The sequence below is a fragment of the Streptococcus sanguinis genome (genome assembly GCF_050234405.1).
Classification (GTDB): domain Bacteria; phylum Bacillota; class Bacilli; order Lactobacillales; family Streptococcaceae; genus Streptococcus; species Streptococcus sanguinis_W.
This window is the reverse complement of sequence record NZ_CP092117.1, coordinates 25386-39956: the sequence shown is the minus strand read 5'-3', so window position 1 is coordinate 39956 and position 14571 is coordinate 25386. Positions and strand designations below refer to the sequence as shown.

General features: G+C 45.5%; 13 protein-coding genes. All 13 read right to left on the bottom strand.

Going from position 1 to position 14571, the window contains the following annotated elements; translation table 11 throughout:
• Position 1: 1 nt before the first annotated feature.
• The 13 genes from MFP28_RS00270 to MFP28_RS00210 all read right to left on the bottom strand — a co-directional run bounded on the left by MFP28_RS00270 (position 2) and on the right by MFP28_RS00210 (position 14456).
• Positions 2 to 466, bottom strand: coding sequence for a GNAT family N-acetyltransferase (locus MFP28_RS00270; RefSeq protein ID WP_002907656.1), 465 nt, complete (start codon positions 464 to 466; stop codon positions 2 to 4).
• 44 nt (positions 467 to 510) lie between these two features.
• Positions 511 to 1062: a phosphoribosylglycinamide formyltransferase gene (purN, locus tag MFP28_RS00265; protein ID WP_002894333.1), complete on the bottom strand. Its 552-nt coding sequence runs from the start codon at positions 1060 to 1062 to the stop codon at positions 511 to 513.
• Positions 1059 to 2081: a phosphoribosylformylglycinamidine cyclo-ligase gene (purM, locus tag MFP28_RS00260; RefSeq protein WP_002907655.1), complete on the bottom strand. Its 1023-nt coding sequence runs from the start codon at positions 2079 to 2081 to the stop codon at positions 1059 to 1061. Before purM ends, purN begins: the two co-directional genes overlap by 4 nt.
• Positions 2082 to 2140: 59 nt before the next feature.
• Complete coding sequence (gene purF, locus MFP28_RS00255) at positions 2141 to 3580, bottom strand: amidophosphoribosyltransferase (RefSeq protein WP_002907653.1); 1440 nt, start codon at positions 3578 to 3580, stop codon at positions 2141 to 2143.
• A gap of 98 nt (positions 3581 to 3678) precedes the next feature.
• Positions 3679 to 7413, bottom strand: a complete 3735-nt coding sequence (locus MFP28_RS00250) for a phosphoribosylformylglycinamidine synthase (RefSeq protein ID WP_223331437.1) — start codon at positions 7411 to 7413, stop codon at positions 3679 to 3681.
• Between the two features lie 19 nt (positions 7414 to 7432).
• On the bottom strand, positions 7433 to 8140 hold the full coding sequence (purC, locus tag MFP28_RS00245) for a phosphoribosylaminoimidazolesuccinocarboxamide synthase (protein WP_002905710.1): 708 nt from the start codon (positions 8138 to 8140) through the stop codon (positions 7433 to 7435).
• A gap of 154 nt (positions 8141 to 8294) precedes the next feature.
• Positions 8295 to 8543 carry an acyl carrier protein gene (locus tag MFP28_RS00240; protein ID WP_002907649.1) on the bottom strand — a complete coding sequence of 83 codons (249 nt, stop codon included), beginning with the start codon at positions 8541 to 8543 and terminating at the stop codon, positions 8295 to 8297.
• Between the two features lie 2 nt (positions 8544 to 8545).
• Positions 8546 to 9544: a phosphate acyltransferase PlsX gene (gene plsX / locus MFP28_RS00235; RefSeq protein ID WP_002907647.1), complete on the bottom strand. Its 999-nt coding sequence runs from the start codon at positions 9542 to 9544 to the stop codon at positions 8546 to 8548.
• 5 nt (positions 9545 to 9549) lie between these two features.
• Positions 9550 to 10323, bottom strand: coding sequence for a DNA repair protein RecO (recO, locus tag MFP28_RS00230; protein ID WP_002907645.1), 774 nt, complete (start codon positions 10321 to 10323; stop codon positions 9550 to 9552).
• Positions 10316 to 11488, bottom strand: a complete 1173-nt coding sequence (locus MFP28_RS00225) for a pyridoxal phosphate-dependent aminotransferase (protein ID WP_002907643.1) — start codon at positions 11486 to 11488, stop codon at positions 10316 to 10318. Before MFP28_RS00225 ends, recO begins: the two co-directional genes overlap by 8 nt.
• Positions 11489 to 11667: 179 nt before the next feature.
• The gene (srtB, locus tag MFP28_RS00220) at positions 11668 to 12513 is read right to left on the bottom strand and encodes a class B sortase, LPKTxAVK-specific (protein ID WP_002907641.1); all 846 of its coding nucleotides are present in this window, start codon (positions 12511 to 12513) and stop codon (positions 11668 to 11670) included.
• Positions 12514 to 12607: 94 nt separating this feature from the next.
• Positions 12608 to 13177 (bottom strand): LPKTxAVK-anchored surface protein, encoded by a 570-nt coding sequence (locus MFP28_RS00215; RefSeq protein WP_002907639.1) that lies wholly within the window; start codon positions 13175 to 13177, stop codon positions 12608 to 12610.
• A gap of 313 nt (positions 13178 to 13490) precedes the next feature.
• Positions 13491 to 14456, bottom strand: coding sequence for a ribose-phosphate diphosphokinase (locus MFP28_RS00210; protein WP_002894321.1), 966 nt, complete (start codon positions 14454 to 14456; stop codon positions 13491 to 13493).
• Between the last annotated feature and the right edge of the window lie 115 nt (positions 14457 to 14571).

The following is a 14571-nucleotide window of genomic DNA, read 5'->3' as shown; positions in this document are numbered from 1 at the left end:
TCTATTCCTCTTTCTCTAGATCCAAGCGCATAGCAACTTCGTTATTCTCTTCTATAAATCCTGTTTCCTGAAAACCCAGACTAGTCAGCAGGCGCTTCATTTTTTCATTTCCAACCACATAATCTGCGATAATATGACTACAAGCTCTATCCATCTGAGCCTTTTTGATCAGAACTTCCAAGGCTTTTCGACCATAGCCTCTTCCTTGGTACTGCTGACCAATCATTATCCGCCAGATAAAGTATTCCGCTTCATCCTTGTCTATTTCCAGTAGGAGAAAGCCAACCACTTGCTTATCCCAATAGATTGCCATCGGAAACACATCTTCATTTTTCCGGTAGAGCCATGCGTCAGCTAAAGAGCGCACATTTGGAGCCACGAAACATGCTCGTTCATCAGCTTCAGATATTTTCAAATCCAGCACTGCCTGAAAGCTGCTCTCATCTACTAATTTCAGCTCAATCATTTTTTCTCCTAGCAATATTGCACAATCAAAACTTGATTTACTTCTTACCTTCTCCCTACCCCTAAACTCTCCAGCACTTGAGGATAGAGTTGATACTCGGCGGCATGGATGCGTTCTTCAAAACTTTCCAACGTATCTTCGGCTAAACGCGGCACGCGCACTTGCTGGATAATTTTGCCTGTGTCAACGCCCGAATCCACCCAGTGAATGGTCACACCGCTCTCAGAGACGCCAGCCTGCCAAGCATCCTCAATGCCATGAGCTCCTGGAAATTCAGGCAGATAAGCAGGATGAATGTTGATAATCCGGCCTTCATAAGCTGCCAATAAGGTTGGTCCAACGATTTTCATATAGCCTGCCAGGCAAACCAAGTCAATCTGGTGCGCTTCTAGTAGGTCTACAATAGCTTGCTCGTAAGCCACCTTACTGTCAAATTCTCTGAGCTCAAAGGCATAGCTTTTGACACCTAGCTTATCCGCCCGCTCGAGCACATAGGCATCGCGATGGTCTGAAAAGACAAATTCAACAGGAAACTGCTCAGCAATCACTTGGAAATTTGATCCATTACCCGAAGCAAAAACGGCAATTTTTTTCATTTGATAAGGACACTTTCACTTTCTTTTTTGACAATCCGGCCAACTTCATAAACAGGCTCGTCAAGAAGTTCTTTGACACGATCCACATTTTCAGGAGCAACTGCCAAAATCATCCCTAACCCCATATTGAAGATTTCAAACATTTCTTGGTGCTTGATGTGACCATATTTTTCTAGGGCCTTAAAAATCGGCAAGACTGGAATCTTGTCTTCTTCAATCTCAGCAGCCAAGTCATCGGCAAACATGCGGGGCACATTTTCGATAAAACCGCCACCAGTAATATGGGCAATCCCATGAACTAGCTTTTCCTTAATCAGCGGCAGCAAAGCCTTGACATAGATACGAGTCGGCTCAAGCAACACTTCCTTGAGTTTTTTACCTTCCAATTCTGGCAGTTCTTCCTCACCCGTATAGTCCGCAAAAACACGACGCACAAGCGAATAACCATTTGAGTGGATACCGCTGGAAGCCAACCCCAGAAGGACATCGCCCTCTGCGACTTTAGAGCCGTCAATAATCTCTGACTTTTCAGCAACCCCGACAGCAAAACCAGCTAGGTCATAATCATCTTCACCGTACATGCCAGGCATTTCAGCGGTTTCCCCGCCAATCAAGGCAGCTCCAGACTGGACACAGCCTTCAGCTACACCAGCCACCACTTGCTCTAGTTTTGCTGGCTCATTTTTCCCAGTGGCAATATAGTCTAGGAAGTAAAGGGGCTCAGCTCCTGCAGCGATGATGTCATTGACACACATAGCCACACAGTCCTGCCCAATGGTATCGTGCTTGTCATACTGAATGGCCAACATGAGCTTGGTTCCGACCCCATCCGTACCAGAAATCAGCACTGGCTCCTTGACCCCAGTCTGAGACAGGTCAAACATACCGCCAAAGCCACCCAGCGCCCCCATGACGCCAGCCCGCTCTGTGCGTGCTACATGTTTTTTGATTCGCTCAACAACTTCGTAACCCGCTTCAACATCCACACCGGATTGAGCATATGCATTTTTATTTGTCATAATTTTCTTCCTTACTCTTATTTTTGAAAAAGATTGCGACAAGAACCGCTGACCTCGTTTCAATAAAAACTCGTCTTTTCCTTCAGGCTTTCCAGATAGCGCTCTTCATAGTCATAGAGCGGAGTTGGGTACTGACCGTCAAAGTAAGCCACACAAAGTCCGCCATTCGGAGCATCCGTCTCAATACCGACTGATTCAATGAGACCTTCCAGCGATAGGTAAGTCAAGCTGTCAGCTCCGATAATCTCACAGACCTCATCAACCGTATGGTTGGCCGAGATGAGCTCGCGCCGATTCTGAATATCAATGCCGTAGAAACATGGATATTTAAGTTCTGGACTGCCGATAGCTACATGGACTTCAGCTGCACCTGCATCTCGTAAGAGCTGGACGATGCGTCGGCTGGTTGTTCCCCGCACGATAGAGTCATCCACCATGACTACGCGCTTGCCCTTGACAATGCTGGAAACAGCTGATAATTTCATTCGAACTCCTTGCTCTCGCAACTCCTGCGTTGGTTGGATAAAAGTCCGTTGGATGTATTGATTTTTAATCAGACCCATTTCATTTGGCAGGCCAGACTCTTCGGAAAAGCCAGAGGCCGCTGACAGGGAAGAATTAGGCACACCGACAACGATATCTGCCTCATGTTGGAATTCTTGAGCCAGTCTGCGGCCCATCCGCTTGCGGGCTGCATGGACATTGACCCCGTGAATGACGCTGTCCGGCCGAGCAAAATAGACATATTCCATTGAGCAAATAGCCAGCTGGGTATCTGTCGTATAGCTGTCGTAGGTCACGCCTTCATCATCGATAATCACGATTTCCCCCGGCTCAAGGTCGCGCACCCATTCGGCACCCACCACTTCAAAAGCACAGGTTTCACTAGAAACGACCCAGGCCCCATTTTTCATGCGGCCGATGGACAAAGGACGAAAGCCATTAGGATCCAACGCGGCGTAGAGCTTGTCCTCTCTCATGATGAGATAGGCAAAGCCCCCCTGAACTCGTCTCAAGGATTCCTTAAGCTTGTCTAAGAAATTTTCCTGCTCGCTATGGCGAATCAAGTGCATGAGAATTTCCGTATCAGACGAGCTAGCAAAGATGGAGCCCTTCTTTTCCAACTCCCGTCTCAGTGAATGGGCATTGGTCAGATTGCCATTATGCGCCAAGCCCATCTGCATATCATAGAAACTGAAGAAGAAAGGTTGAACATTATTGATGGAGGCTCCGCCAGACGTTGCATAACGGACATGGCCGATGGCTGCTTCTCCTGTCAGATTATCCAAATCTGCTGGGTTTTTAAAGACCTCTGCAACCAATCCCAAATCGCGGTGGCGTTTGAGCTTTCCGTGGTCGTTTGACAGGATTCCTGCTCCTTCCTGACCGCGGTGCTGCAGGCTATGGAGTCCGAAATAGGTGACCTGAGCCGCCTGTGGATGACCCCAGATTCCAAAAATACCGCACTCTTCATTCAGTGACTTTACTTCGTATGTCATTGTTTTACCTAAATTCTTTTGTCTTGTAAAAGGGAGAAAACCTGGCCTAACAGGCCAAGCAGACTCCTTCTTTGATTGCTTGCTCTTGCAAGCCAGCTTTATTCGTGACTCGCTTGGAAATAACGAACGGCGCTTTCAAACAATTTCTGGTCTTTCTGACCTGGAATATTTTGGAAAAGGCCGTCTTCATAACGTTCTGAGTGACCCATCTTCCCAATGATTTGGCCGTTCTTACTCATAATTCCTTCGATAGCGTAGAGAGAGCCGTTTGGATTATACTTACTGTCCATGCTTGGCTGACAATCAAAGTCTACGTACTGACTCCAAATCTGACCATTATCGCGCAGCTCAGCAAATTCTTCAGCCGTCACAACAAATTTCCCTTCACCATGTGAAACCGGAATGGCATGGATATCTCCCACTTGCACACCAGCCAGCCAAGGCGAGTTGGTATTGGCAATGCGGGTTTCAACCATCTTGGCTACGTGCTGGTTAGCATCATTGTAAAAGAGGGTTGGGCTGCTAGCCCCTGCTTCTTCAAAGTTCCCGTAAGGAAGAAGACCGGATTTAACCAGAGCCTGGAATCCATTACAGATACCAATGATAAGACCGCCGCGAGCGATGAAAGCATTGATGGCTTTCTTGACCTTCTCGTTGAGAAGGATATTGACTATAAACTTAGCGGATCCATCTGGCTCATCTGCAGCAGAGAAGCCACCTGCAAAGAAGATGATATTTACCTTGTCAATGTTGTCAACCATGGTGTCAACGGACTTGACAATGGCTGCTTCATCCAAAGTAACGAAGGGAACTAGATTGACCTTGGCTCCAGCTGCTTCAAAGGCTTTGGCTGAGTCGTATTCTGAGTTGGTTCCAGGGAAGACTGGAATGTAAACCAGCGGCTCCGCTACTGTCTCTTTGGCTTTGATAACTGTATCAGCGACAAGAGCTGGCACTTCCTCAATAACTGTTTCCTGTTTAAATTCTGTCGGGTAGATAGGCTCTAGTCGGCCTTCAAAGCTTGCCAAAAGCTCGGCTCCCTCAAGCTGGACACCATTGACAATCAGTGTAAAGTCTGACTTGGTCTGACCGATCTTCACTGCACCTGGAATATCCTGCTCTGGACTGGTAAAGACAAATCCGCCCAGCTGCGCCTGCAAAACGGAAGGCAAGTCAGCAATATCCACTTGGGCGCCGATGCGATTACCAAAGCTCATCAAGGCCAGACTCTCTGCCAGACCACCGTATTTAACAGCGGCAGCGGCAGTAATCTGATACTTGGCCTGAATGGCCGCAAAATTTTCAAAGTTATTCTTGATTAAGTCAAAGTCAATATCCTGAGACAGGACATGTCCTGGCAGATAGTAGATAGACTCTCCTGCCGCCTTAAACTCTGGAGACAGGATGCGCCCAGCAGTTGAAGTAGTCACTCCAAAAGCTACCAAGGTTGGCGGTACGGTCAATTCTTCAAAAGTTCCGCTCATGGAATCCTTGCCACCGATAGACGGCAAACCTAGCTGAATCTGGGCTTCAATCGAACCAAGCAGAGCAGAGACCGGCTGTCCAAAACGCTCAGCCTGCTTATCCATCCGCTCAAAGTATTCCTGATAAGAGAAGCGAGCCTTGGACCAGTCCGAACCAGCAGCAACCAAGCGAGCTGTCGCTTCAATCACTGCATAAGCTGCTCCATGATAAGGTGACCAAGCTGCCACATAAGGATTGTAGCCCTGCGCCATCACAGAGACCGTCTCAGTCTTGCCATGCTCAACTGGCAGCTTCTGCACAGAAGCCTCAGTCGGCGTGATTTGGTAGCGCCCGCCAATTGGATGATTGACAGTAGAGCGGCCAACAGAACTGTCAAAGATGGTCTGTAGCCCCTTTTGACTGGTATGATTGAGGTCGCTGAGCAAGCTCTTGAGGTCCTGCTCCAAAGTCGCTTTAGAAGTTACAGCCTGCCCTGGTAATGCTGCTTGGGCATCCACAACCTTAGCATCCACAACCACGCGCACACCATTAGTGTCCAGAAAACTCCGCTCAATATCAACGATGGTTTCCCCGTTCCAGTGCATAACCAGATTTGGCTTTTCTGTCACTTTAGCCACAACGACTGCCAGCAGATTTTCCTTAGCTGCCGCAGCGATAAATTGTTCCACATCTTCTGGGCGGACCACCACAGCCATTCGCTCCTGCGATTCAGAAATCGTGATTTCTGTACCATTAAGTCCTTGGTATTTGAGCGGTACCTTGTCAAGGTCAATTTCCAGCCCGTCTGCCAATTCACCAATAGCTACGCAGACTCCGCCAGCCCCAAAGTCATTGGATTTCTTGATGAGGCGAGTTACATTGCCATCGCGGAAGAGGCGCTGAATCTTGCGCTCCTCTATAGCATTTCCTTTTTGTACTTCCGCACCAGCCGTCTCCACAGACGCAGCTGTCTGTACCTTGGACGAGCCAGTAGCTCCACCAACACCATCACGGCCCGTCTTGCCTCCCAGCAAGATGACCACATCACCTGCCGCTGGTTTTTCACGGACGACGTTTTCCTTAGGAGCCGCACCGACAACCGCACCCAGCTCCATCCGCTTAGCAACAAAGCCTGGATGGAAATACTCACGGACATAGGTCGTTGCTAGACCAATTTGATTCCCGTAAGAAGAATAGCCATGCGCTGCAGTTTTTGAAATGACCTGCTGAGGGAGCTTGCCAGCCCGCGTTTTAGAAATCGGCTGAGTAATATCGCCCGCACCAGAAATCCGCATAGCCTGATAAACATAAGAACGGCCAGAAAGCGGATCACGAATGGCTCCGCCGATACAGGTCGCAGCCCCACCAAAAGGTTCAATTTCTGTTGGGTGGTTGTGGGTTTCATTTTTGAACATCAGCAGCCAAGGCTCCTTGACACCATCCACATCCACTTCAATCTCTACGGAGCAGGCATTGATTTCATCAGACACTTCCATGTCATCCAGACGACCATTAGCTCGCTCATAGCGACCAAAAATAGTCGCCATATCCATGAGAGTCTGTGGTTTGTCACCACGTCCCAGCTCATCGCGCATAGCCAAGTATTTATCATAAGTAGCCTGCAGCTGCTTTTCAAACTTAGAAGCCGAAAAATCAATCTTCTTCAACTCTGTCTCAAAGGTCGTATGTCGGCAGTGGTCGGACCAGTAAGTATCTAAAACCTTGAGCTCGGTCTCCGTCGGGAAACGGCCAATCGACTTGAAATAGTCCTGAATGAAGAGCAAATCTGCCACTTCCATAGCCAGACCATGCTCCTGCTTGTAGGCTTTAAAGTCCGCTGCCGTATAGTCCTTAAAGAAGTCCAGAACCGGAATTGTCTTATCTGACTCGGAGAATTGCTCCAGCTGGATCGGTTGCTCAATATCTTTAAAGCGTGAATCAACTGGATTCAGCAAGTATTTCTTGATTTCTGCCAACTCGCTGTCTGAGATGTCTTTATTGACCAAATAAAGCTGCGCGGTCCTCACCAGAACATCAGTTCCAGCACCAAGCAAAAAGAGAGCCTCCTGAGAGCTGGCTGCCCGCTGGTCAAACTGACCCGGCAGCGCTTCGATGGCAAAAAACGCTGTCTCTGCAAGTGCAGCCTCTACTTCCTCCTCCGTCAGCAATCTATCTGTCACCTGCTCGGAGAAAATATGCTTTTCAGCACGATCAACCAAATCTTCTGCCAGATGAAAGACATCATAAACTTGAATCATCCGAAGATCTGACAATGTTTTCAACTGAAGATTATGCGTCAGCTCTCTCACCAAGCTCTGTGACTTCACACCGAAGTTACTCTTCTTCTCTACAAAAATACGCTTGTCCATGATTTTTCACACCCTGTCCTTACTTAATCGCCTGCAATTTTTCCCAAACAACCTGATAAACATCTGTCAGTTCACCAAGGCCACGCCGGAAAACATCCTTGTCCATATGATGGCCTTCCGCATCCCAGAGGCGGCAATTGTCTGGTGAAAATTCATCTGCCAGAATAATCTTGCCATCTTTGTCAAAGCCGAACTCTAACTTGAAATCAATCAATTTCAGTCCGATTTGGCGGAACCAGTCTGACAAGAGCTCATTGATTCGACGAGTTTCTTCTTTCAAAAAGGCAATTTCTTGATCGCTGGCAATCTTCAAGAATTTCACATGTTCGTCATTGATGAAAGGATCATCCAAATCGTCATTTTTGTAGTAAAATTCCACAATCGGAGTTTCAAGCGCGATGCCCTCTTCTACTCCAAAACGTTTGGAAAAAGAACCCGCTGTGTAGTTGCGCAGCACCACTTCCAAAGGAATAATCTCCACTTTTTTATTTAACTGGTCCGTATCCGAAACCTTCTCAATGAAATGCGTCGCCACACCAGCTGCATTGAGTTTCTCAAAAATAAAAGATGAAATCTGGTTGTTGAGCACTCCTTTACCAGCAATCTGCTCCTTCTTGACCCCATTAAAGGCCGTTGCCTGATCCTTGTAGCGTGCCAGAATGACTTGCTCATCATCTGTAGAGAAAATATCCTTAGCTTTTCCCGAATATAATAACTTATTAGACATTTTAATATTCGCCTTTCGTGGTTTTATACCCTAATTTTATCATCTTTGAATATATTTTACAAGAAATTCCCGTATAAACTTTATGTACCTAGTTAAAGAAATCGTTTCCTTTCTAAGATACGAAAAAAGACCGGAAGATACCGATCTTTGATTTTTAATGTTGCTTCTTCAGTTTTTCGTGGATATAAGCTACCACATCGGAAATCGTTTTGAAGTTATCCATATCCTCATCAGGAATCTCAATATCAAAAGCTTCTTCCAGATTGATGATAAATTCCATCAAATCAACAGAGTCCACTCCCAGCTCCTCTTTCAAGCTGAGTTCTGGAGTGACATGCAGCTTACTGCTGTCATGTTCTTGAATGATTTCGACAATTTTTGCATAAATTTCTTTTTCGCTCATGGTTACTCCTTTACATCTGAAAATTCAATGACTGATTTACCAACAACATCCGTTTCCAACATGGTCCGAATCTGACGAATCGTGCTATAAACAGCCTTAGCATCGCTAGAGCCATGCGTTTTGACAACAGGCGCTTTCAAGCCGAATAGAACTGCACCGCCTGCACTAGAATAGTCTAGACTATTTTTGAGCCCTCGCAAGCTGTCCTTGAGCAGCCAAGCTCCCAATTTAGACTTGAAACCACCGCCTAAAATAGACTTTTTCAGCTGACCCATGATACTGATAGCAGTTCCTTCGATTGATTTCAGAACGGCATTACCAGTAAAGCCATCTGCAACGACAACATCCGCCACATCATCCATCAAATCACGCGCTTCTACATTGCCGATAAAGTTAAGTGTCGAATCCCCAGCTAAAAGCTCATAGGCTTCCTTGCGTAGAGGATCGCCCTTACTGCTTTCCGTTCCGTTATTCAAGAGACCTACCCGCGGCTTCTTGATTCCTCGGACATTTTCAGCATAGAAAGAACCCAAAGTCGCATACTGGTGTAAATGATGGGCTGTGTTTTCAGCATTGGCTCCCAGATCCAGCATATCAAATCCCTGACCGCCAACCGTTGGCATAGTAGATAGAAGACCCGGTCGGTCAATGTTCTTGATACGCCCTACGATAAAGAAGCCGGCTGCCAAAAGTGCTCCAGTATTTCCAGCAGACAGCATAGCATCTGCTTCCCCTGCCTTCACAGCCTTAGCTGCCAGCACCATACTAGCCTCTTTCTTCTGACGGATGGCCTTGGTCGGCTCGTCGTCCGAGTCAATCTTCTCCTCCGTGTGGATGATGCGGACCCGCTCACCAGCAGTCAGATAAGGCTTGATTTTCGCCTCATCGCCATAAAGGAGAATTTCAATATCCGAAAACTCCTGTACTGCTTGATTGACTCCTTCGACTAGAGCCTGAGGGGCATTGTCCCCTCCCATAGCATCAACAGCTATTTTTTTCATTCGATTTATTCCTCGTTCTTATCTTTTAAAATGTTTCCCCAGTCACCTAGAGAATCTATAAATTTTTTGGATTTGAGATGGATGCCGACATATTCATCATAGAGCAGATTGATAAAATCCCGTAGCTGCTTTTTAATATCTGGCTTCAAAGAAATGGTCTCCAATTCGCTAAAGCGGACCGCCTGAAATTGGTCCAGCAGAAAAGGAAGATTAGGATTCAGATGACAACGCCGTTCATCCTGATGGTAATGATCAGGGCAAAGGACTCCGCTATATTTGAAAGAAAAGTCAAAAGGCAGACCCGTTCGATGACAAAAGGCACAGTCATGGAAGTTCAGCGAAACCCCAAAACGTGACAAAATCTGAATCTCAAAGATATTGGTCAGCACCTCATAATCCAGACCATTATTCATCAGCTCCAGAGTTTTCTGCAGAAAAGCAAAGAGCGCCGGATCCGGCTGATTGTCCTGAAGACTGGCATCTGCCAAGGCTGCCACATAGCTGGCATAGGCCATGATGAATAAGTCCTCATTGATGCGATGGTAGGTGACTACATCCTGATAATCCTCGATATAGCTAAGACCATCATCATTGATTTTCATCAGTAAGTTCGCCGCAGTCAAAGGCTGAATGACGGGTGCTAGCTTAGATTTCCCAGCATGCTTGACGAAAAACATACGCTTGCCAGCCTGTTCCGTAAAGATCTTGACCAGCTTATCATCCTCACGGAAATTGCGGTTATAGAGAACCAGACCTTGACTTGTTAGAGATTTAAGCATAGTCCTCCATGTAGTCCTTGAGGCGCTTCAGAGCTTCTCGAATCGTCTCTATACTAGCCGCATAGGACAGACGGATATAACCTTCCCCGTATTGACCAAAAGCCGCCCCCGGGATAAAGGCCACAGCCTTCTTCTCTGCAAAATCCTGCAGAAAGGCGAAAGAATCTTGATTATAACCGTCTGGTATCTTAGCAAAAATATAAAAAGCCCCATCTGGTTTGATAATCTTAAAGCCTAGCTCAGCCATTTTCTCTATGATATAATCGCGACGCTGAATATACTCAGCCTTCATTGGCTCCGCATCATCTTTCCCAACTGTCAGGGCTTCAATACCGGCAAACTGAGCCATAGTATTGGCCGCTGTTACGAGATACTGATGGCTCTTAATCAGCTGGGCAGTGAAAACTGCTGGAGCAAAGATAAAACCCAACCGCCAGCCAGTCATGGCATGAGACTTAGACAGGCCGTTGATGACAATGGTTTGGTCTGGCAGATACTCCGCGATGGAGACATGCCCCTGCTCCGTATAGGTCAGCTCAGAATAGACCTCATCGCAGACCACAAAGACTTGGTATTTTCCTAGGACATCAGCCAGAGCTTTTATCTGCTCCCGCGAATAAGTCACGCCGGTCGGATTGGCTGGATAATTGAGAATGACTGCTTTTAGCTGCTCGCCCTGTTCTAAAATAGCCGCTTCCAGCATCTCTGGAGTAAGGACAAAGTTATTGGCCGTTGTATCAATCTCGACAATCTCCGCCCCTACTAGATTGACAATGGGCTCATAGCCTGGATAAGCAGGAGCTGGCAGCAAGACCTTGTCACCTTCTTCTAGAATGGCTGTCAGTGTAGCCGACAAGGCCTCTGTCGCCCCAATCGTGACTAAGACCTCATCCTCTGGGCGATAGTGCAGATTGTACTTTTCTTTCACAAAGCTGCTAGCCGCCTGACGCAGCTCCAAGAGACCGCTCATGCCAGTGTAGTGACTTTGATTAGCATCAATCGCTGCCTTGGCCGCTTCTTTGATATGATCCGGTGTTGTAAAGTCTGGCTCCCCTAAGGTTAGCCGAAGAACTCCCGGAATAGCAGAAATTGATTGGTCAAACTGACGAATCAGCGAAATTTCTATTTTTCCTAAGTTTTTATTAAATTTCTTACTTAAATCCATACATACCTCCAGCCGCTCAATAGAACTATTATACTATAAATGCAGAAGCATAGCAAAAGCTATTACATGATTTCTTATGCAGAAAAAGGACTAAGCTTGCACTCAGTCCCTTTTTTCCTTGCCTTAAAATTCTTCTCTGGCAGATAATGGATATAGCCACATCTCACGTGACTGGCCAATTAACGAGTCGGAGTATAAATTAATTCCTTGCCATGCTTGACCAGAAAATCTGTCAATTCCGAATCAGGAATCTGCCGCAAATAAAGGTTAGAACGAATCGTGTCGTCTTCTTCACGGCAAGTTGAAAGAACCACATACCGGTCACTCGACTTAATCTTTATCTTGGGATCTTTTGTCCGAGCAGCCTCATAGATATTTCTAAGCTGAGTCGTAAAGTCCTCGTCATCCTTAAACTCCGTCCGATAAAAAGCAGTCTCTTCCGGCACAATGACCAGTCCCATAGCTTGATAATAATACTTACGCTCAGGAGTCTCAATCACGACATATCTATGTTTGTCAAAATAATCCTGACGATCATAGTAGTTGACATCATTAAACATGCGATGATCTCCCGCCTTGCTGCCCCGAGCATGCCCGAAAAGCCAAGTCAGACGATCACTGAAATCTTTATGATTATCTTTATCCATGAAGACCGCACCCATATAAGGCTCATGATTGCCTTCAAAAGTCTTCAGCAGATAAGTCGCATTATCTTTCGTTTGCACCACCGGCTCATCCAACTGTGTACCAGGAGCATAGACATAGCCTATCGTTTCTGAATTCACAGCCTTCAGTTTAGCAAAACGCTCTGCTAAATAATCCTTTTCTGTCTGACTGGAATCTGCTGTAGAAGAGCTTGACGTTTCAATCCTGCTGGGAGGCGAAACTCGAGACTTACTGCCTGATCCTGAAGAACGGAAAGCATAAAGAACAGAAAAAATAACCAGAACAATCAACAGGAGGCAGATGCCAACAACAAGGAGCTGTTTCTTATTCGAAGCTTGACTCCTATCTTTTTCTTGCATAATCTAAAAATCCTTTATTTTTCATTTTTTACAAAAAATATCACCGAACGAAGGCTCAGTGATATTTAGGCGTTAGCACAAATTAAAGACAAAATTATTTGACTGCACTTGTCTTAGGAAGTGACTTTTCTTCAGAATTCTCCTCATTTTCTTTGTTCTCTTCTTTTGCTTCCGGAGCTTTTTTTGCTTTATTTTCTGATTTTTTAGCCTTCTTTTTACCTGCTGATGAAGAGGACGCCGCCGAAGATTGAGACGGTGCTGGAAAAGTCGGAACTGATGAAGAGGCTGTGGAGTAAGGTGCTGCCGAATAAGCCGGTGTAGATGGATCTGTAGTAGATGGTGCCACTGAAGGCTGATCCGCATTAGCCGACTCTCCCTCACCAATAACAAGAACTTTGTTACCAGCTTGATCCTCCATCACAGCACTTTTGCCAACCGGAGCTTTCTTAGCTTCAGCAACTTGCTGATCCAAAGCTGATTGTGCATCTCTATAGGCCTGCAATTCATCCATAACTTTATTAGATTCTGAGTCCGTACTGCCTTGGGGAACTTCATTATTATCAATGTCATTAACCCAAAGACTGGCTGTACCCTCAGCAAATACTGGTGCAGCAGCCGCGAAAAGTGAAAGGGCCACAGCACTTGAAAGCAAAACCTTTTTCATTATCTCATCTCCTCGTTACTTTTCAAAAATAATTGTAACTCCCCGTTACCTAATATTACCTACTATTAAGTATAGTTCGAACTCTAAAAAAAGTCAAGAATTTTACTACATAAAAATTTCTAAAATCAAAGAATACCAAGGGATGAGACAAATTGTCAATTTACCAACTATTTAAATGGTCATTTATTTATATTTGAAACATCAAGTAATTTGAGTTTTCTTTCAAAGTGAATGTTGGACTTTTTTAAAAAAGATAGTAGGAATAAAATAAAAAAGAGGCCAGAAATCAAGTATCCCAGCCATATATCTCAGATTATTTTTTACCTATTTCAAACAAGGGTGACAGCGGCCGTTTTTCATGAATACGGACAATGGCTTCCCCTAAAAGATGCGCAATTGAAATCTGCTCAATCTTATCAATCAAGCGCTCTTGAGGCAGATAAATTGTATCCAGCACAACCAATTTTTTAATCGCCGACTTTTGGATATTATCCATAGCTGGACCAGACAAGACTGGATGCGTACAGCTAGCATAGACTTCTACAGCCCCTGCTTCAGCGAGAGCGTCAGCTGCATGGCAGATAGTCCCTGCTGTATCAATCATATCATCAATTAAGATACAAGTTTTTCCTTCCACCTTACCAATGATGTTCATAACTTCACTGCTATTCATCTTGTCCACACTGCGACGCTTATCAATAATCGCAATCGGGGTTTTCAGAAACTCTGCTAACTTACGAGCCCGACTCACACCACCATGGTCAGGACTGACTACCACATAGTCTCCTCCTGTCATATTACGGCGCTCAAAGTAATCAGCAATCAAAGGTGCACCCATCAAGTGATCCACTGGAATGTCAAAGAAGCCCTGGATTTGCGCTGCGTGCAAGTCAATAGTCAGCATCCGATCCACACCAGCAATTTCCAACATATTAGCAACTAATTTAGATGTAATTGGCTCACGAGCTCTAGCCTTGCGATCCTGCCGAGCATAGCCATAGTAAGGCATGACAACATTAATGGATTCAGCACTAGCCCGTTTCAAAGCATCTACCATAATTAAGATTTCCATCAAATTATCATTGACTGGCGAGCTGGTAGACTGCAAAATAAAGACGTGTTTCCCGCGAATAGATTCTTCAATATTCACTTGAATCTCTCCATCAGAGAACTGACGAACAGTTGATTTCCCAAGTGGCAATCCAATCTCTTGAGCAACACGCTGCGCTAATTCTTGATTAGAAGAAAGAGCAAAGAGTTTTAAATCAGAAAAAGACATGATTCCCTCCAGATTCTAAATCGTCTTTCATTGTCCAATTACAACTTTTCCCAACTACCATTGTAACTTTTTTCAGTTGATTTTTCAATTAAAAATAAAAAACGCCAGAGGCGCT

Coding starts and splice junctions, on each gene's coding strand:
- MFP28_RS00250 (WP_223331437.1), bottom strand. CDS start 7,413: ATGGACAAGCGTATTTTTGTAGAGAAGAAGAGTAACTTCGGTGTGAAG.
- recO (WP_002907645.1), bottom strand. CDS start 10,323: ATGCTTAAATCTCTAACAAGTCAAGGTCTGGTTCTCTATAACCGCAAT.
- purC (WP_002905710.1), bottom strand. CDS start 8,140: ATGTCTAATAAGTTATTATATTCGGGAAAAGCTAAGGATATTTTCTCT.
- MFP28_RS00210 (WP_002894321.1), bottom strand. CDS start 14,456: ATGTCTTTTTCTGATTTAAAACTCTTTGCTCTTTCTTCTAATCAAGAA.
- srtB (WP_002907641.1), bottom strand. CDS start 12,513: ATGCAAGAAAAAGATAGGAGTCAAGCTTCGAATAAGAAACAGCTCCTT.
- plsX (WP_002907647.1), bottom strand. CDS start 9,544: ATGAAAAAAATAGCTGTTGATGCTATGGGAGGGGACAATGCCCCTCAG.
- purF (WP_002907653.1), bottom strand. CDS start 3,580: ATGACATACGAAGTAAAGTCACTGAATGAAGAGTGCGGTATTTTTGGA.
- MFP28_RS00240 (WP_002907649.1), bottom strand. CDS start 8,543: ATGAGCGAAAAAGAAATTTATGCAAAAATTGTCGAAATCATTCAAGAA.
- MFP28_RS00225 (WP_002907643.1), bottom strand. CDS start 11,488: ATGGATTTAAGTAAGAAATTTAATAAAAACTTAGGAAAAATAGAAATT.
- MFP28_RS00215 (WP_002907639.1), bottom strand. CDS start 13,177: ATGAAAAAGGTTTTGCTTTCAAGTGCTGTGGCCCTTTCACTTTTCGCG.
- MFP28_RS00270 (WP_002907656.1), bottom strand. CDS start 466: ATGATTGAGCTGAAATTAGTAGATGAGAGCAGCTTTCAGGCAGTGCTG.
- purM (WP_002907655.1), bottom strand. CDS start 2,081: ATGACAAATAAAAATGCATATGCTCAATCCGGTGTGGATGTTGAAGCG.
- purN (WP_002894333.1), bottom strand. CDS start 1,062: ATGAAAAAAATTGCCGTTTTTGCTTCGGGTAATGGATCAAATTTCCAA.